18 protein-coding genes are annotated in these 19,876 nt (G+C 60.2%); 9 read left to right on the top strand and 9 right to left on the bottom strand.

Annotation, left to right across the window (positions count from 1 at the left end):
- Positions 1-45: 45 nt before the first annotated feature.
- From D1222_RS11220 to tpiA, 3 genes are all read right to left on the bottom strand, one after another.
- Positions 46-1,680: a CTP synthase gene (locus tag D1222_RS11220; RefSeq protein ID WP_119454350.1), complete on the bottom strand. Its 1,635-nt coding sequence runs from the start codon at positions 1,678-1,680 to the stop codon at positions 46-48.
- Positions 1,681-1,739: 59 nt separating this feature from the next.
- Positions 1,740-2,243, bottom strand: a complete 504-nt coding sequence (secG, locus tag D1222_RS11215; RefSeq protein WP_119454349.1) for a preprotein translocase subunit SecG — start codon at positions 2,241-2,243, stop codon at positions 1,740-1,742.
- Positions 2,244-2,310: 67 nt separating this feature from the next.
- The gene (tpiA, locus tag D1222_RS11210; RefSeq protein ID WP_119454348.1) at positions 2,311-3,066 is read right to left on the bottom strand and encodes a triose-phosphate isomerase; all 756 of its coding nucleotides are present in this window, start codon (positions 3,064-3,066) and stop codon (positions 2,311-2,313) included.
- An 87-nt stretch (positions 3,067-3,153) separates the two neighbouring features.
- On the opposite strand from tpiA, the gene D1222_RS11205 reads away from it, so the two are divergent.
- From D1222_RS11205 to lexA, 7 genes are all read left to right on the top strand, one after another.
- Positions 3,154-5,055 carry a peptidylprolyl isomerase gene (locus D1222_RS11205; RefSeq protein ID WP_119454347.1) on the top strand — a complete coding sequence of 634 codons (1,902 nt, stop codon included), beginning with the start codon at positions 3,154-3,156 and terminating at the stop codon, positions 5,053-5,055.
- On the top strand, positions 5,052-6,482 hold the full coding sequence (trpE, locus tag D1222_RS11200) for an anthranilate synthase component I (RefSeq protein ID WP_119454346.1): 1,431 nt from the start codon (positions 5,052-5,054) through the stop codon (positions 6,480-6,482). The genes D1222_RS11205 and trpE overlap by 4 nt, the downstream gene beginning before the upstream one ends.
- The gene (locus tag D1222_RS11195; protein ID WP_119454345.1) at positions 6,479-7,048 is read left to right on the top strand and encodes an anthranilate synthase component II; all 570 of its coding nucleotides are present in this window, start codon (positions 6,479-6,481) and stop codon (positions 7,046-7,048) included. The genes trpE and D1222_RS11195 overlap by 4 nt, the downstream gene beginning before the upstream one ends.
- Before the next feature lie 25 nt (positions 7,049-7,073).
- Positions 7,074-7,835, top strand: coding sequence for an alpha/beta fold hydrolase (locus D1222_RS11190; protein ID WP_119454344.1), 762 nt, complete (start codon positions 7,074-7,076; stop codon positions 7,833-7,835).
- A 72-nt stretch (positions 7,836-7,907) separates the two neighbouring features.
- A complete protein-coding gene (trpD, locus tag D1222_RS11185; protein WP_119454343.1) occupies positions 7,908-8,933 on the top strand; it encodes an anthranilate phosphoribosyltransferase in 1,026 nt (341 codons plus the stop codon).
- Positions 8,933-9,733 carry an indole-3-glycerol phosphate synthase TrpC gene (gene trpC, locus D1222_RS11180; protein WP_119454342.1) on the top strand — a complete coding sequence of 267 codons (801 nt, stop codon included), beginning with the start codon at positions 8,933-8,935 and terminating at the stop codon, positions 9,731-9,733. Before trpD ends, trpC begins: the two co-directional genes overlap by 1 nt.
- 64 nt (positions 9,734-9,797) lie before the next feature.
- Positions 9,798-10,481 carry a transcriptional repressor LexA gene (lexA, locus tag D1222_RS11175; RefSeq protein ID WP_119454341.1) on the top strand — a complete coding sequence of 228 codons (684 nt, stop codon included), beginning with the start codon at positions 9,798-9,800 and terminating at the stop codon, positions 10,479-10,481.
- On the opposite strand, the gene D1222_RS15665 is transcribed toward lexA, so the two are convergent.
- Complete coding sequence (locus tag D1222_RS15665) at positions 10,478-12,664, bottom strand: ComEC/Rec2 family competence protein (protein ID WP_325049233.1); 2,187 nt, start codon at positions 12,662-12,664, stop codon at positions 10,478-10,480. The two genes, lexA and D1222_RS15665, sit on opposite strands and share 4 nt — an antisense overlap.
- Between D1222_RS15665 and gltX the strand changes: the two genes are divergently transcribed.
- Entirely contained in the window at positions 12,617-14,101 is a 1,485-nt protein-coding gene (gene gltX, locus D1222_RS11165) for a glutamate--tRNA ligase (RefSeq protein ID WP_119454340.1), read from the top strand. The two genes, D1222_RS15665 and gltX, sit on opposite strands and share 48 nt — an antisense overlap.
- A 24-nt stretch (positions 14,102-14,125) precedes the next feature.
- Positions 14,126-15,433, top strand: coding sequence for a citrate synthase (gene gltA / locus D1222_RS11160; RefSeq protein ID WP_119454339.1), 1,308 nt, complete (start codon positions 14,126-14,128; stop codon positions 15,431-15,433).
- Here gltA and D1222_RS11155 read toward each other — a convergent pair.
- From D1222_RS11155 to D1222_RS11135, 5 genes are read right to left on the bottom strand one after another with little or no spacing between them, the layout of a single operon-like run.
- The gene (locus D1222_RS11155; protein ID WP_119454338.1) at positions 15,430-16,575 is read right to left on the bottom strand and encodes a lipid-A-disaccharide synthase; all 1,146 of its coding nucleotides are present in this window, start codon (positions 16,573-16,575) and stop codon (positions 15,430-15,432) included. The genes gltA and D1222_RS11155 overlap by 4 nt on opposite strands.
- A 6-nt stretch (positions 16,576-16,581) precedes the next feature.
- Positions 16,582-17,421: an LpxI family protein gene (locus D1222_RS11150; protein WP_119454337.1), complete on the bottom strand. Its 840-nt coding sequence runs from the start codon at positions 17,419-17,421 to the stop codon at positions 16,582-16,584.
- Between the two features lie 10 nt (positions 17,422-17,431).
- Entirely contained in the window at positions 17,432-18,223 is a 792-nt protein-coding gene (lpxA, locus tag D1222_RS11145) for an acyl-ACP--UDP-N-acetylglucosamine O-acyltransferase (RefSeq protein ID WP_119454336.1), read from the bottom strand.
- Positions 18,220-19,236: a UDP-3-O-(3-hydroxymyristoyl)glucosamine N-acyltransferase gene (lpxD, locus tag D1222_RS11140; RefSeq protein ID WP_119454335.1), complete on the bottom strand. Its 1,017-nt coding sequence runs from the start codon at positions 19,234-19,236 to the stop codon at positions 18,220-18,222. Before lpxD ends, lpxA begins: the two co-directional genes overlap by 4 nt.
- 9 nt (positions 19,237-19,245) lie before the next feature.
- Positions 19,246-19,872, bottom strand: a complete 627-nt coding sequence (locus D1222_RS11135) for an OmpH family outer membrane protein (RefSeq protein ID WP_119454334.1) — start codon at positions 19,870-19,872, stop codon at positions 19,246-19,248.
- Positions 19,873-19,876: the final 4 nt, after the last annotated feature.

Below are 19,876 nucleotides of genomic sequence, written 5' to 3'. Positions count from 1 at the left end.
AATCAAACCGCGCGTATATCCGCGCGACTCGCCAATTGCAACCCGTCAGACGAGACGTGACTGCACTTTGGCTGCTTCAATGAAACTCGCAAAAAGCGGGTGTGGTTCGAATGGCCGGGACTTCAGCTCGGGGTGGAACTGCACGCCGATAAACCACGGATGATCGTCCAGCTCGATAATCTCCGGGAGGAGACCGTCCGGCGACATGCCGGAGAACCGCACGCCTGTCCCCTTCATGCGCTCGATATAGGACCGGTTGACTTCATAACGGTGACGGTGGCGCTCTGAAATCTCGGTCGTGCCATAGATTTCCGCAACCTTGGAGCCCGGCTCGAGAAGCGCGGGATAGGCGCCAAGACGCATCGTGCCGCCCTTGTCTGTGCTTTCGTCCCGCGTGATCTTCTGGTTGCCCTTGGTCCACTCTTCGATGAGGCCCACCACCGGTTCATCGGTCGGACCAAACTCCGTGGTCGAGGCATTCTTGATGTCGGCGAGGTTGCGAGCCGCCTCGACGACGGAAAGCTGCATCCCGTAGCAGATACCAAAGCATGGAATGTTCTTCTCGCGGGCGAACTGCGCGGCTCTCATCTTGCCGTGCGCGCCGCGCTCGCCGAACCCGCCCGGCAGGAGGACGCCGTGCACACCGTCGAGAATATCGAGCGGATGATGCTCATCATCGAACTGTTCGGAATCGATCATCCGGACCTGAACGCGAACCTTGTTGGCCAGGCCGCCATGGACCAGCGCTTCGGAGACTGACTTATAGGCGTCAGGCACATCGGTGTATTTGCCGACCAGACCAATGCAGACTTCGCCGTCTGGATTGTGGATCGTATCAGCGATGCCGTTCCAACGGGTCAGGTCAGGCAGCGGCGCGTCATTGATTCGGAAGTGCCAGAGAACTTCGGTATCGAGGCCTTCAGCATGATACGCCGCCGGCACATCATAGATATGGCCAACGTCGCGGGCTTCGATGACGCTTGATGGGCGCACATTACAGAAGCTCGCAATCTTGCCCTTCTCATTCTCAGGGATCGGCCGGTCACAGCGGCACAGCAGGATCTGCGGCTGGATACCGATGGAGCGAAGCTCCTTGACGGAGTGTTGCGTCGGCTTGGTCTTCATCTCACCCGCGGCCGGAATGTATGGCAGCAGTGTCAGATGGATAAAGCAGGTGCGCTCAGGCCCAAGCTCCTGGCCGACCTGGCGGATCGCCTCGAAGAAGGGCAGGCCCTCAATGTCGCCGACCGTGCCGCCAATTTCACAGAGCACGAAATCCACGTCGTCGCCCGGATCAGACAGGATGAAATCCTTGATGGCGTCCGTGACGTGCGGAATGACCTGGATCGTCGCACCGAGAAAATCGCCGCGGCGCTCCTTCTCGATGATCGACTGATAGATGCGGCCAGTGGTGATGTTGTCTGACTGGCGCGCCGACACGCCCGTGAAGCGCTCATAGTGCCCAAGGTCGAGATCAGTTTCGGCGCCATCATCGGTCACAAAGACTTCGCCGTGCTGGCGCGGCGACATCGTGCCGGGATCAACGTTCAGATAGGGGTCGAGCTTGCGCAGCCTCACCTTGTAGCCACGCGCCTGCAGCAGCGAACCCATGGCCGCAGAAGCAATACCTTTACCCAGCGAGGAGACCACGCCGCCTGTGATGAAAATGTAGCGGATCATGGGAAGTCAGTTTGCCCGATTCGCGGCATTGCGCACACGCGCAATGCCGTTGCTATGAGTTAGGGCTGCGTCGGCGCGTCTGCCGTATCATCGCCCTGTTCTGTTTCCTCGCCGCTCGTGTCACCCGTCGTGTCGGCAGGCACATCAGCCGCAAGTGGATCGCTCGTATCCTGCTCCGGCTCTGTAAGGACCGGACCTGTGTCCTGCTGCGAAGGCAGGGATACCGGGTCGTCATCCAGAAGCGGGGAGCTCGTGTCTTCTAGATCGAAGCCACCGGCTCCAGAGCCGCCAAACTCTTCATCCAGTGCGCGCTCAACGTCAGTGCGGTCGTCACCAAGGTGCCGCGTCGTGATCGTGGTCAGCACGAGGCTGGTGATGAAGAAGATCGCACCGAAGATAATCGTCGTTCTCACCAGCGCGCCAGCTGCACCGCGACCGGACATGAGCCCGCCGCCGCCACCGCCGCCGCCAACGCCAAGAGCACCGCCCTCAGATTTCTGCATGAGAACCACGCCAACCAGAACAAGGCTGGCGAGGATGTGAATGACGAGAATAACGGTCATGGATCGTCCCTGAATATCTCAATCGCGCGGGATAGGCTTTTCAGTCACCAAGGCCAAGCCCTGAAGATCACTTTGCGCTGATACAAGCGGCGTAGATGGCCAGAAAGTCATCCGCTTTCAAGCTTGCGCCACCAATGAGGCCACCATCGACGTTGCCAACGGCCAGAAGTTCACCCGCATTGCCCGGTTTCATGGAGCCACCATAGAGGATTGGCGTCTCATCGGCCTGCCCCGGGAAACGCTCGCCAAGGATTTCGCGAATCTTGTTGTGCACTTCTTCGACCTGCTCGACCGAAGCGACCTTGCCGGTGCCGATGGCCCAGACAGGCTCATAGGCGACAACGAACGTTTTCCCGAAAGCACTTGCCGGTATCGACCCGGCCAGTTGCGACGAGACGACTTCAATTGTCTTTCCCGCTTCGCGCTCGCCCAGCGTTTCGCCAATACAGATGATCGGTACGAGCCCTGCGCGAAACACCGCTTCGGCCTTTGCAGCGACAATTTCATTGCTTTCGCCATGATCAGCCCGGCGTTCCGAATGCCCTACGATGATGTGGGTCGCACCGAGATCGGCGATCATTTCTGCAGAGATGTCGCCGGTGTGCGCACCAGACACGGCTGTATGGCAATCCTGCGCGCCGACCTTGAGGCGCGTGCCAGATGCCGCATCAGCGGATTTCGAGATCAGCGTTGCCGGAGGGCAGATAAGGCAATCAGCCACGTCTTCCAGCGCTTCCAGTCCCTTCGCAATCTGCGAAATGATCTCCCTGTCACCAGACAGGCCATTCATTTTCCAGTTACCCGCAATCAAGGGCCTGACCATGCCGCTCTCCATCTCTTGCAACTCCCAGCGCGCTCGCCTAGCAAGCACTTCAGCAGCTTACAAGGTAATAGGCGAGGCTATCGGCATATGCTGTCCATGATCCGCAACATGCTCCGCACCAAACTGGCGGGGCTTCTCTTCATTCTCATCATCGTCGCAATGGGCGCATGGGGCGTGACGGACGTCTTTTCGGGCGGCATCGGCAACAACCTCGCATCAGCGGGCGACGTCGAGCTGACAGAAGCCCAGTTCGACCAGGAAGTTGAACGCCAGCTGCGCACGGCTACCGACGATCGCGGCCGCGCCATCAGCAAAGCGCAGGCGACCGAGCGCGGCATTATCGACCAGATTTTCCAGCGCGAGCTCTTTCAGACAACACTCGTCGCCTATGCTGACCGCATTGGCGCCCGCGCCACAAATGAAGCCGTCCTTGAGACCATCCGGAGTGACGAGGCCTTTCAGACAGATACCGGGTCCTTTGATCCCGCACTCTATCGCGGTCTTCTGAACCAGAGCGGCTTCACCCCCGCCAGCTTTGAGAACTTCCTTCGCCGCGACCTCTCGATCAGCCGGATTCGCCGTTCTGTTGGCGCGGCGCTGCAGTCGCCTGACGCGATTGTTCGCCTTCAATCGGGCTATGCCAATGAAGAACGCCAGGCGCAGTGGTTCTTCCTGACCTTTAATGATCTGCCAGAACCAGAGCCGATCACTGATGAGGAACTGACCGCCTTCTACACTGAGCGCCGCGATGAGCTGGAAAACCCTCAGCGTCGCCGCATCAGTCTGCTGCAGCTCAGCGTGGACGACTTCCTGAACCAGTCTGAATTTACCGAAGACGAGCTCGTTGCCTATTACGAGTCCGTGAAGAGCCGCGAATATGCCGGCCCGGACACCCGCACCTGGACCGAATTCGTGTTTGCTAGCGAAGAAGATGCGCGCGCCCAGCTCGGGCGTATCGCAGGCGGCGCAGATCCTTCGACGATCACCAACCTGGTTTCATCTAGCGAGCGTTCTGGTCTTCAGAGTTCGGTTTCGAATCAGTCTCTCGCGGACCGGCTCTTCGCGCCAACGGCGTCGATTGGCGGTATTTTCGGCCCGTTCGAGTCTGGTCGCTTCTATACGGTGGCGCGTCTTCAGGAGATTACGCCCGGCGAGGTTGAGCCCTTTGAAGACGTGCGTCAGGAAATCGTCGATACGCTATCGCGTGAGCAGGCGGTCGGTCTCTACTACGACTCGATCACACGTCTCGATAATTTGATCGGCACGGGTGCGAGCCTTGAAGAAATCGGCCGGGATATGGGAACGCCTGTTCTCAGCTTTGCTCCGGTTGAGCGGAACGGCGCAACGCGCGTCGGTCGCCAACTCAGCGCTCTGCAGCAAGACCCGGCCATTCTCCAGCGTGCGTTTGAACTTACCGAGGGCGGCAAGACCTCCCGCTTTGGGCAGGATGAGAGCGCCTTCATCGTGCGTGTCGACGAGATTATCGAGCCATTCACGCCTGATCTTGATGAGATTCGTGATGACCTCCGCACAGGTCTCGAAGCCCAGCGCCGTACCACTGCGCTTAGCGAGGCGGCCGATGACATCAAGAAGCGTGTTGAGGACGGCGAACTCACCTTTGCTGAGGCCGCAGCAGAATACGGCGCAGAGCTTTCAGCGCCGGACATTCTCTTCACCCGCGACCCAGCGCCCGAAAGTGGTATTCCACCAGCACTCGCCGGTGCCGTCTTCTCGCTGCGCGAGGAAGGCAATATCGTGAATGCGCCGCTCAGCACAGGCGACACCGTCGCATTGATCCAGCTGGTAGAGATCGACCGCGTTGATCTTGCTTCCGATGAAGCTGCCATGACCGCTTCGCAGGAGCTGACCGATTCAATCGGCAACGACCTCTTCAGCGCCTTCATCGCCGGCATTCAGGATGATGTAGAGCTGCAGGTGAACCAGAACGCTCTTGCCTCCTACAAGGCGCGGGTCAATCCAGACACATGAGCCGGGACAGGCTGCTTGTAAGACGGCGGATCGGCGATATCGAAACGCCGGTGTCGGCCATGCTCAAGCTTGGCGCCGACCAGGCTGGTTCATTCCTGTTTGAATCAATCCATGGCGGCGAACGCCTTGGCCGCTACTCTTTCGTAGGTGTCGAACCCCTGAAATGGTTCCGCATCCTGAATGGGAAGGCAGAGCTTTCCTCGGATGCCGATTTCAGCGCTCCTGAAACCCTCGACATGGAGCCGATTGAGGCGCTGCGCCACTTCGTTGAGCTGGCAAAAGCCGAAACCGACGAGCCGGGCCTGCCGCCAATGGCCTCGGGCGCATTCGGCTATATCGGCTATGACATGATCCAGTATGTCGAACCGGTTGAGATCACCGCGCGCGACGATCTCAAGGTTGCCGAATGCGTCCTGGTCATCCCTGGCGTCGTGATCGTTTTCGACCACCTCTATCAGGAACTGGTTCTTATCGGGCGCCATGCGCCGGGCAATGAGGCGGCCGCAAACGCGCTTCTCGACCGTGTCGAGCAGCAGCTGCAGAAGGCAACGCCCATTTCTTCGCGGGACCAGTCAGCCGATGCGCTGGAGTTCACATCGAACACCAGCAAGGAACGCTACTTCGAGATGGTGCGCGAGGCCGTGGAGTATTCCCGTGCGGGCGACACGTTTCAGATCGTCCCCAGCCAGCGCTTCTCGGCGCCATTCAAGCGCCAGTCGATCAGCCTTTACCGGGGGCTTCGCAGGCTGAATCCGTCGGCCTTCATGTTCCATATGAATATGGGCGATGTCCGCCTCGTCGGCTCCAGCCCTGAAATCCTCGTGCGCCTGCGCGACGGCCGGGTCGCGATCCGCCCGATCGCAGGCACGCGACCACGATCAGGCGACCCTGTTGAGGATGCCCGCCGCGCTGCAGACCTTCTCGCCGACGAGAAAGAGTGTTCCGAACACCTCATGCTGCTCGATCTCGGGCGAAATGATGTCGGCCGGGTCGCCGCCTATGGAAGCGTCGAGGTGAGCGAGCAGTTCATCGTCGAGCGCTACAGCCATGTGATGCACATCGTCAGCCATGTGGAAGGCAACCTTCGCGAAGGCCTGGATGCTGTCGATGCGCTTCTGGCGGGCCTGCCTGCTGGCACCGTGTCCGGCGCACCGAAGATCCGCGCTATGCAGATCATTGACCAACTCGAGACGTCCCGACGCGGCATATATGGCGGCGCCGTTGGCTATTTCGGCTGGAATGGCGATATGGACACCTGCATCGCCCTGCGAACAGCTGTGCTCAAGGACGGACAGCTGCACATCCAGGCAGGCGGCGGCGTCGTCCTCGACAGTGATCCACAATACGAGTTTGAGGAAACCGTTCACAAGGCGGGCGCCCTCAAGCGTGCCGCCGATCTCGCGGCCATTTATGAGTTCGACCAATGATCCTCGTCATCGACAATTATGACAGCTTCACCTGGAATCTGGTCCACTATGTCGAGCAGGCAGGCGCCCGCACCCGTGTGGTGCGCAATGATGAGCTGACCGTCGATGAAGCGCTGGCGATAAAGCCGTCGGGCGTGATCCTGTCGCCGGGCCCCTGCACGCCGCGTGAGGCGGGCATCTGCGTCAATTTCATCAAGCAGGCCCCTGATGATCTCCCCATCCTCGGTGTCTGTCTTGGCCACCAGTCGATCGGTGATGCCTATGGCGAGCCGGTCGTTCAGGCCGGCGCCATCCTGCACGGCAAGGTCTCCGCGATCCGCACGACACAGACCGGCCTCTTCAAGGGGCTTCCTGAGAGGTATGAGGTCGTGCGCTACCATTCCCTCGCCATTCCGAAGGACCGCATTCCGGACGCACTCATCGCCGACGCATGGACAGACGACGGTGAAATCATGGCCGTCCACCACCGCGACAAGCCGGTCTACGGCGTTCAATTCCACCCCGAATCGATCCGCACCGAATACGGCCATGAATTGATCGAGAATTTCGTAGCGCTTACGAAATAGGCGACGCTCGAACCCGGAGGACGACATGGACCAGCTGACGAAGGATGCGGAAGCCCTCCTCGATGAGCTGAAGCCGCGTTCCCCCAGTGCCGCGCCCGGTCAAAATCTTCTGCCGCCGCAAACCCGCTTCGACGTGCCGGGCGAGTCGCTCTCGACGCCGGCCTGGCGGGCCGGTGACGGCGCCCCGACACTCTTCGTGCATGGCTGGGACGACACTCACCGCATCTGGCGCCGCTTTGCTATGGACTTCATCCAGAATGGCCGTCCAGCCCTGCTCACGGACCTGCCAGCGCATGGGGCCTCGACCGCCGAGACCTGCAACTGGCAGCTCGCTGGTCGGTCCGTCCTGGGCCTCTGTGCCGATCAGCAGCCCATAGACGCAATTATCACTCATTCATTCGGGTCGCTTGCGGCAGCGGACGCCATTTCGAAAGGCGCGCAAGCCGACTACCTCGTGATGATCGCGCCGCCAATTGAGCAATGGAGTGACCGCCAACGCCGCAAGGGCGTACCCGATGACGTCATCGCGCGTGCAGCTGAACTCCTAACGGAGCGACAGGGCGAGGATCTCAGTCCTCCAGACCTGTCCGCGCTTCTCGCCGATTTCAAAGGCCGCATCCTGCTCATCGGCTCTCATGCCGATGAGAGCTGCCCTGCCCCACCAATTGAAGCGCTGGGGGCGTCTCTGGAAAATGCGGAAACCCTGATCGTGGACGGTCTCAGCCACCGCGATCTCGCGCTTGATCCGGCCATCCTGTCGCACATTACAGCATTTCTGGGCTACTAGAAGCCAGGCTAGCTTGATCAGCGTTCCTATCGCCTCTATCGCGCTCAACACGAAGTGCTGGAAAACTGACGTATGACCCAATCGCTCGACATCGCAATCAAGGCGCTTGCCCGGTCGGAAGAACTGGCCGTTGAGGTCCTCGAAGCCTCATTCGACACTCTCCTGTCTGGTGAAGGCGCCCCCGAACAGGTCGGCGCCTTCCTGATGGGGCTGGCCGTTCGGGGTGAAACGTCGAATGAGCTCTTTGCGGGCGCTAAGGCCATGCGCCGCCATGCACGCACGGTGGACGCAGCCGGCCCCCTCCTCGATACGTGCGGCACGGGCGGGCTCCCCTGGAAATCGCTCAACACGTCGACCGCAAGTGCGCTCGTTATCGCTGCCTGTGGTGGACGCGTGGCAAAGCACGGCAATCGCTCGGTGCCACCAAAGACCGGTTCAGCTGATGTGCTCGAAGCGCTGGGTGTCGAACTCGACATCACGGCGCAGACATTCGAACACTGTCTTGAAAAAGCTGGCGTCGGCTTCCTGTTCGCCCGCAGTCACCATTCAGCGATGCGCCATGTCGCGCCGATCCGTGCAAGCCTCGGCATCCGCACCATTTTCAATCTTCTCGGGCCCCTGTCGAACCCCGCCAATGCGACGCACCAGATCCTCGGTGTCTATGATGAGCGTTGGCTCGACCCGATGGCTGAAACGCTTCTAAAGCTCGGCATCGAAAAGGCATGGGTCGTTCACGGCGTCGATGGCATCGACGAGATCTCGATTTCGGGTGAGACCAAGGTCCGCGAAGTTGCTGGCGGCCAGATCACCTCGCTCACGATAACACCGGCCGATGCAGGGCTGGACACCAGTCCCCTATCCGCTCTCGAAGGCGGCGCGCCGGACGACAATGCAGGGGCTATCCGCGACCTGCTTGAAGGCCGGCCCGGCCCGTTTCGCGACGTGGTCCTGCTCAACGCCTCGGCAGGCCTGACGCTACTTGGCATCGCGGAAGATCTCCGCCACGGCGTCACGCTCGCTTCCGACGCAATCGATAGCGGCCGTGCACTGCACACTCTTTCTCTTCTGGCAGATATCAGCTCAGGGAAGGCCTCCTGATGGCAACCGCGCTCGATAGCATCATTGAATACAAGCGAGGCGAAGTCGCTGAACTCAAACGTCAGACGACGATGGACGAGCTATTGAAAGCTTCAAAGTCGGCGCCCGCACCGCGGGGTTTTGAGCGCCGCCTTGCCGAGGTTGCCTCCACCGGGGACGCCGCCTTGATCTGCGAACTCAAACGCAAATCCCCTTCCGCTGGCGATATCCTGCCCGGGGCCGACCCAGTCGCTATCGCACAGGAGTACGAGAGCGCCGGGGCGGCCTGTCTTTCAATACTGACGGACTATCCGAGCTTCGGCGGGTCGCTCGATGACCTTCGCGCCATCCGTAACGCGGTCAGCATTCCGCTGCTGCGCAAGGAATTCATGATCGACCCCATCCAGGTGGCAGAAGCGCGCGCCGCGGGCGCCGATGCAATTCTGGTCATCCTCTCCGCTGTCGATGATGCGCTGGCCACTGAGTTGCTGGCCGCAACTTCTGAGCTTGGCATGGATGCGATCGTGGAAGTGCACGATGAAGACGAGCTCGCGCGCGCCAATGCGTTGGCGTGCACTCTGGTAGGTGTCAACAATCGAGACCTGAAGCGCATGGTGACCGACCTGTCGACGACCGAAAGGCTCGCCCCACTGCTCGGCGAAGGGAAGACCCTCATTTCAGAGAGCGGTATTTCCAAACCCGAACACATCCAGCGCCTAGCGAAAAGCGGGGCACGGCGCTTCCTGATTGGTGAAAGCCTCATGAAAGCGCAAAACCGCGCTGGCATCTGCGAAAATCTGAGAAAGTCTCTTGACGATTGACCTGAAACGGGAACGCATGTAGAACACATGTGAACAAACAGGTTTTTGATCCGGAGGCCAGAACGTGCTGACCAATAAACAGAAAGAGCTGCTGCTCTTCATCCATGAGCGAATCAAACGCGATGGGGTCTCACCTTCTTTCGACGAAATGAAGGAAGCGCTTAACCTCGCTTCCAAGTCGGGTATTCACCGCCTGATCACGGCGCTCGAAGAACGCGGCTTCATCAAACGGCTTGCGAACCGGGCACGTGCTCTCGAAGTCCTGAAGCTACCGGATTCGGCAGCTCCTGCTGCGCCACCGCGCGGACGTCAGGTGTTTCGCCCGAGTGTTGTCGGGAATGCGATGCCGGCGCCGACAATGTCCGGCAAGACAATCCCTGTGCTTGGCCGCATTGCTGCCGGTGTTCCTATCGAGGCGATCCAGCACGAAACCAATCGCATTCACCCACCTGCCGACCTTCCTGAAGGCGACGAACATTTCGCGCTCGAGGTGAAGGGTGACTCCATGATCGATGCAGGCATCCACGATGGTGACCTCGTCATCCTGAAGCGAACCGAAGATGCCCATAGCGGGGACATCGTCGTGGCGCTGATTGATGAGGAAGAAGCGACGCTCAAACGTCTTCGCAAGAAGGGCGCGTCGATCGCGCTTGAAGCGGCGAACCCGGCTTATGAGACCCGCATCTTCGGGCCGGACCGGGTGCGCATCCAGGGCCGTCTCGTCGCGCTCGTACGTCGGTACGACTAGTCGGTAAAAGCGTTTCCAGAACAAGGCTGCCATTTGCGCCTGCCGCAAGGCATGGCGCGAATGTGCGTCCGACCTCTCCAGCTCCGGGCCAGGCTGAGGCCACCTGCCTCCTCTACGTCACTCCATGTGATGACGCTTTCCTCCGCTGTGCAGAGCGTCTGGCGATCCTCAGCGAGCAGTACATAGGCGGCCTCTCGTATACAGGACGCCTCGCCATCGACGATTGCGATGAGGCCAGCAGCGGTGTCGAATCTGCAGGTCGTTCCGCGGCACTCATCGCCGGCTTCAAGATCGCCAAGCGTAAGTGGCGGGAGGCCCTCGCCATTGGCGACGGAGAGTTTATGCCATCCCATCCCTTCGTCGTGCACCAGCACCTCACCAGATGCCGACCAGTGAAGGATGATAGACGACATGCTCATCCATACGATTGCGGCAGTCAGAACGGTCCCGGCAGTCGCGATCACGCGGTATAGCAGGCCTCGCACCACACAGATTGCGATTAGCCCGACACTCAATACGAGCAGAACACCGGCGGGCATCGGATCCCTAATCATGAAGTCACTGCCCGGCTGGTTTGAGACCCAGTGTGCGATCGCCAGCACCTGTTCGAGCGACCAGCCAAACAGGCGAAGAAATGGCTCGTCCAGCCCGATGGGCGCCGTTGCGAGTGCCAGCCCAGCCAAAGGCGCGCTAACGAATGTGATGATGGGCATGGCAAGAAGATTCGCCCAAAGACCGCCCGGTGCCACGCGGTCGAAATGATAGAGCGCGAATGGCGCAGTGGCCGCCGCGCCGACAATCGACGTCACCACGAGAGACTGCAGCGTGAATACAAAACCGTTGCCCGGCCTCCTGTCGGATTGGGCCTGACGTTTCTCCCGCCAGACCAGATAGGTAGCAATAAGCGCTCCCGTGGCGGCGAACGACATCTGGAAACCGGGTGTCATCACGCTGTGCGGCTGGATCAGGATGACGGCCGCCATCGCGACGGCGAAAGAGCGAAAGCTGAGAGGTGATCGATCCAGAAGAATGGCCCCGAAGAAGACTGCGGCCATGATGAAGGCTCGCTGGGTCGAAATGCTTGCGCCCGAAAGCACAAGATAGAGCACCGTCATAGTAAGCGCGACGGCAGCTGCCGGCTTCTGCACGGGGACGCGCAACGCAAACCATTCCCAGAGCGACAGCACGCGCCGCACGCTGACATAGACGAGGCCGCCAACGATCCCGAGGTGCAAACCTGAGATCGCGAGCAAGTGCGCAAGTCCTGCGCGGCGAAGCGCTTCGACATCCGCCTGCTCCATGAAGCTGCGGTCGCCAGACGCCAGCGCTGCAGCAAACCCGCCAGCGCGTTCACCAGCCGCGTCCCTTACATGTATCGCGAGCGACCGGCGCGTGACGCTTACCGTGCTGCTCAGCCTCTCCATGAAGCCCCGCTGCTCCCCCAGCGTCCCGCCTCGGCACCGCCCCTGAACATATCCGACCCCGTCCAGCCCATCAAAGAAGGCCTGCCGGTTGAAGGCATAGTCCCCGGGCATGCCGGGCTGCGGCGGCGGCCTGAGAACAGCCCAGCAACGCACGAATCGACCTGGTGCGACATTCAGAGATAGCGAGTGCGTAAGCCGGATACGTTTCGGCAGCCGTTCAGGATTGATGCCGCCGATTGCGTGGACGTCGAGGCGCAACCGCACGCCCTTCTCACCGGGCTCCACAGCGCTCACCCAGCCTTCAATCATGGTCGGACCGATCATCTGCTGCACAGGCGGCGCTGGCCGGACCATCGTATGGATCTTGGACACCATCGAGCCGGAAACAGCCCCCATGATGAGGATTAGCGTGAGACGGAGCCCAAAGCCGTCTGCATGTCGAAGGCCAAAAAATACAGCGCCGCTGGTTGCCGCCGTCAGCACTAGAAGTACGAGCAGCGGCGGCTCGAAAGGGACGGTAAAATAGACAATCGCACCGAGACAAAGTCCGAGTGCGAAATAGAGCGGGCCGTTCAGAACGAGGTGTAAAACACGGCTCTCTGCCGAGCCTCCGCGAGGGAAATCAGCGCGCCTCTTGCCTGATGCCCTTTCAGAGTGTTCATGGCGCCCAGATACCTGATCAGAAGCAGAACCGGACAGTTTGTCAGACTGATGACGACGATAACGCGATTTGCCCCCTCCCCGACTGGCATGCTCCACATTGGCGGCGCACGCACAGCTCTTTTCAACTACTTGTTTGCACGCCGCAACCAGGGAAAATTCCTGCTGCGGATCGAGGATACCGACAAGGCGCGTTCCACCCAGGAAGCCGTCGATGCGATTCTCGATGGCATGAGCTGGCTTGGCCTCGATGCCGACGAGGCACCGGTCTTCCAGAGCGCGCAGGCCGGACGCCATGTCGAATGCGCCGAAGCAATGGTCGCGAATGGCCGTGCCTTTCGTTGCTATGCGACCCCGGAAGAGCTGCAGGCCCGCCGCGACGAGGGCGAAGCCGCCCGCGCTGCTGCGAAACAAGACGGCGTCAGCGAAGCCGACCGCCAGTCGCTGCTGCGCAAAGCTGAAGAACTGCTCGCCCCATTCCGCTCGCCTTGGCGCGATGGCGGCGAAGCGCCAGCGCCTGATGCACCATACACCATCCGCCTACGCGCGCCTGATGATGGTCAGATCATCGTACAGGACGGCGTCCAGGGCGAGGTAAAGGTCGCCGCGCGCGAGATCGACGACCTCATACTGCTGCGCGCTGATGGCTCGCCCACCTACATGCTGGCCGTCGTCGTCGACGACCACGATATGGGCGTCACCCATGTCATTCGCGGCGACGATCACCTGCGCAACACATTCCGCCAGATCCCCATCTATCAGGCGATGGACTGGGACGTTCCGCACTTCTCCCATGTGCCGATGATCCACGGCGATGATGGCGCCAAGCTGTCAAAGCGTCATGGCGCACTCAGCACGACCGCCTACCGCGATATGGGCTATCTGCCCGAAGCGCTGAATTCCTATCTCCTTCGTCTTGGCTGGAGCCATGGCGACGAAGAAATCTTCACGCTCGAATCGGCGGCGAAAGTCTTCTCGATCGAGGCGATCAATCGTTCGCCTGCCCGGCTGGACCTTGCCAAGCTGAACGACGTCAATGCGCATTTCATTCGCGCCTGCGACGATGCGCGCCTTCTGACGCTTCTGAAGCCATGGCTCGAAGAAGCCAAGGGCGAGCCTATGGACGATACCATCATGGAGCGGATCACCGCCGCCCTTCCTTCCATGAAGGATCGTGGTGCGACCCTGCCAGAACTGGCCGAAGCGTTCAGCTTCCTCTGGAGCGCCAATACCGACAATCTCAACAAGAAGGCCCGCAAGGCCCTGTCCGGTGACAACCTCGAACGCCTGTCTGATTTGCGGCAAGCCATTGCCAATGTAGAGGAATGGCGCGATACCGCACTGCAACAGGCGTTACAGTCTTACTGCGCTGAAAACGAATTGTCCTTTGGCCAGGTTGGTCCGCCCGTTCGTGCGGCCCTGACCGGAGGACTTCCTGCACCGGACCTCGCGCCGGTAATGGAATGGCTCGGCCGCAATGAGACCCTGTCACGCATTGATTTTCACCTCGCTCGCACTGACATGCAGAGTGAATAGACCGACACGGATGAGAGAGCAGACATGATCAACAAGACGAAACCTGCCGGGACGGCGAAAATTGAAATTGATGGCAAGACCCACGATCTGCCAGTCCTGAGCGGGACACTCGGTCCAAACGTCGTGGACGTGAAAAAACTTTACGGCGATGCTGGCGTTTTCACGCTTGATCCTGGCTTCACGTCGACCGCGAGCTGTGAGTCGCAGATCACGTTCATTGATGGCGAAGAAGGCGTTCTCCTTCACCGCGGCTACCCAATCGATCAGCTGGCAGAACAGTCCGGCTATCTGGAGGTCTGCTACCTCCTTCTGAACGGTGAGCTGCCAACCGGTTCGCAGTTCAAGAATTTTGCACGCGAAATCACGCAGCACACCCTGCTTCACACGCAGATGGACCGCTTTTTTGACGGTTTCCGCCGTGACAGCCACCCGATGGCGATGCTGACCGGCACGGTCGGCGCCATGTCCGCCTTCTATCCAAGCTCAATGGACAGCGCTGACCCGGAAGAACGCCGCCTCGCATCGATCCGCCTCATCGCGAAGATGCCGACCCTCGCCGCGCGCGTGTACAAATATTCGATCGGCCAGCCCTTCGTGAATCCGCGCAATGATCTGTCCTACGCAGAGAACTTCCTGCGCATGTGTTTCTCGGTCCCGGCTGAAGACTACAAGATCAGCCCGACCCTCGCCAAAGCGATGGACCGCTTCTTCATCCTGCATGCCGACCATGAGCAGAACGCGTCGACATCGACGGTCCGTCTCGCGGGCTCGTCTGGTGCGCACCCATATGCAGCCGTTGCGGCAGGCGTCGCCTGTCTCTGGGGCCCGTCGCATGGCGGCGCGAATGAGGCTTGCCTCAACATGCTGCACGAGATCGGCTCGGTTGACCGCATTCCGGAGTTCATCGCCCGCGCCAAAGACAAGGAAGACCCGTTCCGCCTCATGGGCTTTGGTCACCGCGTCTACAAGAACTACGATCCGCGCGCCAAGGTGATGCAGGAAACCGCGCACGAAGTTCTAAACGAGCTTGGCATCAAGGACACGCCAATCCTCAAGGTCGCGATGGAGCTTGAGAAGATTGCGCTCGAAGACGAGTACTTCGTTGAGAAGAAGCTCTATCCAAACGTCGACTTCTACTCCGGCATCATTCTCGATGCGATGGGCTTCCCGACCGAGATGTTCACGGTTCTCTTCGCGCTCGCCCGCACCGTCGGCTGGGTGTCTCAACTCAACGAGATGATCGACGACCCGACCCAGCGCATCGGTCGTCCGCGCCAGATCTATACCGGCGCACCGCTGCGAGACTTCAAGCCGGTGTCAGAGCGCGGCTAGTCCCGCTTAAGCAGCACCTTTGCTGCAATCTCAGCAGATCGAAGATCGCCCTCGCCCATACGTGCGAGGGCGTTTTTCTGTGCGGCGATTTGAGCTTGCCGTGCCTCTTCATCGCCTAGCATGCGCAGCGCTTCGTCTGCCATCCTTCCGGCCTTGAACTTGGTCTGAACGAACTCCGGCACGACTTCCGTATCATCCGCCGCAATGTTCAGCAGCGTGATATGCGTCGGCTTGAACAGGAAGAAGCGGGCAAGCGACCAGGTGACCCAACCGGTCTGGTACCCAACGAGGAATGGCGTGTCTTGAAAGGCGAGTTCGCTCGTAACGGTCCCCGAACAGGCCAGCGCATAAGTTGCGGCTGACATGACATCAAAACGGTCGGCACCCTCTGGGCTGAGCTCGACCCAATCGAACCGGTTGCCATATTTTTCAATGAAATATGGACGAATATTCGAGGCCGGATGAAGGATGACACGTACATCCTCGCGTGTCTCTTGTACCTGCTGGGCCGCTTCGAGCAATGCAGGCGCAACGCTATCTATCTCGCTGCGCCGGCTACCCGGAAGTACGAGAAGTACTGGCGCTTCACCGACGCCCATCGCGAGCCTCCCGGCTTGCGGATCACCCTTATGACCACGTGATAGCGCCGGATTGCCCATAACGGTTACAGGGAGCCCGAAAGGCTCATAGAATGGCGCTTCCATTCCATGAATGCACACGAGGTGATCGACTGTCTCAGCCAGCGTTTTCGCCCGGCCAGGTCGGGTCGCCCAGACTTGCGGCCCGACGACCTTGACCAGTCTGATATGCGGGGCGCGTGCGCGCACGCGCTGGGCGACGCGCAGCGTAAACCCCCAGGAGTCCACCAAGGCGACAGTATCCGGCGCCGCGTCAATAATAGCGTCTGCTGCCGCATCCGCGAGCGCGACGACCTCACGGTAGATCTTCACGCCCTCAAGCAAGCCAACCACGGACAGCACCGACACATCTATTGGCGAAGGAAGACCACGCGCGGCCAACTGGTCGCTACCAATGGCATTAAGGGTGACATCTGGCTCCAGTCGTCGCAGTTCGTCGACAATCTCTGCAGCCAGGAGGTCACCGGAGGCTTCAGCGGCAACGAGGTAGATGCTGGATGCCATAGATGCTCAGGTCCAATCCTTGGGGAAAGCGAACAGGAACACACCTGTCTCGGCGCATCGCCTGCCAATCTCGTCCCGATTGAGAAGAAGCGCGCCTTCAGCCTCAACACCGACGCCGACCAGCCCTGCCTCAGCAGCTTTCTCAATCGTGGCTGGCCCAATCGTCGGCAGATCGATGCGGCGCTCCTGAATGGGCTTGGGGCGCTTTACAAGCACGCCGCGCCGCGAGATCGACGTGCCCCTGATCTCATCCTCCAGATCGGTGATCCGGGCGAGCATACGGTCAGTGCCTTCCTGCGCCTCGACGGCCAAGACAAGCCCATCACAGACGACGCACCCCTGCCCGATATCCAATCGCCCGGTTTCGCCCGCGATCGCCGCAGCCTTCCGAAGGTCCGCAAGCTCACTTTCTGATGGCTCCCGGCCGAAGATAATTCCTTCACCGACAGTCAGGTCCTGCGCTGCAGCCTCGGCTGCGATCACCTCAAAACCTTCAGCTTCAAGCTCGCCCACAATGACACGTAATAGCGCATCGTCACCATTGCGGGCGGCCTTGAGGACGCGCGGCAGAAGCTTGGCGCCGCGCATGTCGAGCTTGATGTTGGAGAAGTTCGGCCGCTTGACGATGCCAGCCAGAACGACCTGCTCGCAGCCGACCTTCTTGAGCCGCTTGATCAGGTGCCCGATCTGACCGATCCCGACCGTCTCATGGTCGAAGCGTTCAAGTCGTTCCTCCTCGAAACCGGACAGGCGGAAGACGTGGACGCCTTGTCCCCGCTCCTGGGCTGCCGACGCGATCGAGACCGGAAGGTCTCCCAGTCCGGCGATGATGGCGAGTTTCTTCATGCTGACTGGCCTATTCAGGCAGGCAAAGCGACCGGTTCTTGCTCGCGCGAATGAAGTTGATGATCTCCATCAATTCCGCGCAATCACTGTAGGTCTCCTCGGCGTCTTTCACGCGCTCGCTGAACGTGCCTTCCTTGGCAAACAGCATCCGGTAGGCCGCACGAAGATCATGGATGGACTGACGACTGAACCCGCGCCGCTTCATGCCCACGATGTTGAGACCGGCGAGGTGGGCATGGTTACCGATCACGGAACCATAGGGAATGACGTCAGCGACGACGATGGCCCCACCACCAACGAAGGCATGCTGGCCGATGCGGCAAAACTGGTGAACAGCAGCAAGACCGCCCATCCAGACCTGATCAGCAACCACGATATGGCCGCCAAGCGCAACATTGTTCGCGAAAACGCACTTGTCGCCGACGATACAATCATGGGCGATGTGAACCCCGACCATGAACAGACAGTTTTCACCAACCTTGGTGAGACCACCATGCGCCGGCGAGCCACCATGAATGGTCACATGTTCGCGGATGACCGTTGAGGAGCCAATGATCAGGCGAGACGTCCCATCATCCTTGAAATTCAGGATCTGAGGCGCAGTACCGATCACCGCGCCCGGAAAAACCTCGACGTTCGCGCCGAGCTCCGTGCGACCGGTGACAGTTGCGCGCTGGTGAATACGGCAGCCATCGCCCAGCGTGACTTCCGCGCCAATATAGGCAAATGCGCCGACGCTGACGCCCTCACCAAGGCTCGCACCTTCTTCGACAATCGCTGTCGGGTGGATTGTAGTGGTCAAGATTTTCGCCTTTCCCTCGAAGTCTGCTTCTGCACCCAGGCGATTTCGCGCATCCAGTCACGGACAGGTCGTGCAGGCGTTCCGCCCCACGTCTCACCAGCCGGAATTTCGCGGAACACACCGGCAGACGCCGCAATCTGAGCCCCCTCACCGACGACGACATGATCGGCAATGCCGACGCGGCCGCCAAGCTGAACGCCGTCACCTACGGTCACCGTGCCGGAGATACCGCCAAACGACGCCATGAGCACATTGCGGCCAAGGACGACATTATGAGCGATCTGGCAGAGATTATCGATCTTGGTGTTCTCACCTATGATGGTGTCATCGAAGGCACCGCGATCAACGCAGCTATTCGCACCAATGGTGACCCCATCCTGCATGATGACGCGGCCGAACTGCGGCGCATCTTCTGCACCGCCCGGCCCTGGCATGACACCGAAGCCCGCCTCGCCGATTCGCGCGCCGGAATAGATTTTCACATTGTTTCCAATAAGCGCGCACTGGATGCTGACATTCGCCCCGATGACGCAATCACGACCAATCTGCACACCCGGGCCGATGACCGCATTAGGTGCGATGATCGAACGGTCGCCGATGGCAGCGCCCTCGCCAATATGCGCTGTCGGAGCAATTCGTGCGCTCGGATGGATGTTCGTCGCCTCGTGCGGCTCTACTACATCACCCCAATCGCGAAACTGGATCAGTCGACGTGCCGCAACAGCATGAGCGTAGCGAGGCAGCGGGGTCACGAGCGCGGCCACACCATCAGGCATGGCGTCGGCAAACTCTTCACGCACAAAACAGGCGGCAGCCTCTGCACTTATTGCATCAGCCGCCGGCCGCTTTTTACCTTCATAGTAGCAGACTTCACCGCCGCGCGCGCGAGCAGCAGCTGCGACATTGGTCGCAACGGCGTCTGCATCGCCGCGAAGCTCAGCACCCGTCGCAGTGGCCAGCTCCCCAAGGCTTAGGGGCCCGAGAAAACGGAAGAACCTTGAGTCTGCTGGCACGGCGGAATGCTACTGCTGCTGTTGTTGTTGCTGCTGCTGGATCAGGCGCTGACGAGCTTCTGCCGAGAGGCGCTGACGGGTGACTTCAACCGTTGGAAGCGCCGCGTTCATCTTCATGAGGACAGACCCGGTGACGTCGACAGCTTCGGATGACCACACGGTCTGTGACGTATCAAGCATCACGTTCGCACCCGTTTCGGTGATGACCTGTTCCAGCACAGGCTGGAGCGCCTGATAGAAACGCTGCCATGCTGCGCGTTCTGTTGCTTGAAGCTCCGCCGCCGCGAACTGACGATCCAGGCTGAATTGCTGTGCACGCTGGGCGTACGCTTCGACCTCGGTGCGGAGCGCCTGATCAGCAGCGATCGCATCCATCGACATGTTTGCCGTGCGCGCTTCGAGCGACTCACCCTGCTGCTGAAGCGCGTTTGCTTCTGGCGTGAGCTCGTTCTGGATCGAGGTACCGATCTGTTCGAGCTTTTGCGCAATGTCCTGGCCAGCTGTGCTTTCAGCCATGACGCGCTGCTGGTTGATGACGACAACTTCGGAATTCTGCGCCTGCGCCACCGGAGCGGCAATGATTGCAGACGACATCATGACAGCGACTGACGCCGCTGCGGTTTTAATGAGTTTCATGAGT

Origin of the sequence: Henriciella algicola, assembly GCF_003576245.1 — a bacterium.
Taxonomy (GTDB): Bacteria; Pseudomonadota; Alphaproteobacteria; order Caulobacterales; family Hyphomonadaceae; genus Henriciella; species Henriciella algicola.
The sequence above is the reverse complement of the archived record's forward strand: the minus strand, read 5'-3'. Positions and strand labels throughout refer to the sequence as shown.

What these genes read in the sequence shown, in the direction of transcription:
- D1222_RS11220 (WP_119454350.1), bottom strand. Translation starts at nt 1,680, where the DNA reads ATGATCCGCTACATTTTCATCACAGGCGGCGTGGTCTCCTCGCTGGGT.
- secG (WP_119454349.1), bottom strand. Translation starts at nt 2,243, where the DNA reads ATGACCGTTATTCTCGTCATTCACATCCTCGCCAGCCTTGTTCTGGTT.
- tpiA (WP_119454348.1), bottom strand. Translation starts at nt 3,066, where the DNA reads ATGGTCAGGCCCTTGATTGCGGGTAACTGGAAAATGAATGGCCTGTCT.
- D1222_RS11205 (WP_119454347.1), top strand. Translation starts at nt 3,154, where the DNA reads ATGCTGTCCATGATCCGCAACATGCTCCGCACCAAACTGGCGGGGCTT.
- trpE (WP_119454346.1), top strand. Translation starts at nt 5,052, where the DNA reads ATGAGCCGGGACAGGCTGCTTGTAAGACGGCGGATCGGCGATATCGAA.
- D1222_RS11195 (WP_119454345.1), top strand. Translation starts at nt 6,479, where the DNA reads ATGATCCTCGTCATCGACAATTATGACAGCTTCACCTGGAATCTGGTC.
- D1222_RS11190 (WP_119454344.1), top strand. Translation starts at nt 7,074, where the DNA reads ATGGACCAGCTGACGAAGGATGCGGAAGCCCTCCTCGATGAGCTGAAG.
- trpD (WP_119454343.1), top strand. Translation starts at nt 7,908, where the DNA reads ATGACCCAATCGCTCGACATCGCAATCAAGGCGCTTGCCCGGTCGGAA.
- trpC (WP_119454342.1), top strand. Translation starts at nt 8,933, where the DNA reads ATGGCAACCGCGCTCGATAGCATCATTGAATACAAGCGAGGCGAAGTC.
- gltX (WP_119454340.1), top strand. Translation starts at nt 12,617, where the DNA reads ATGACGACGATAACGCGATTTGCCCCCTCCCCGACTGGCATGCTCCAC.
- gltA (WP_119454339.1), top strand. Translation starts at nt 14,126, where the DNA reads ATGATCAACAAGACGAAACCTGCCGGGACGGCGAAAATTGAAATTGAT.
- D1222_RS11155 (WP_119454338.1), bottom strand. Translation starts at nt 16,575, where the DNA reads ATGGCATCCAGCATCTACCTCGTTGCCGCTGAAGCCTCCGGTGACCTC.
- D1222_RS11150 (WP_119454337.1), bottom strand. Translation starts at nt 17,421, where the DNA reads ATGAAGAAACTCGCCATCATCGCCGGACTGGGAGACCTTCCGGTCTCG.
- D1222_RS11135 (WP_119454334.1), bottom strand. Translation starts at nt 19,872, where the DNA reads ATGAAACTCATTAAAACCGCAGCGGCGTCAGTCGCTGTCATGATGTCG.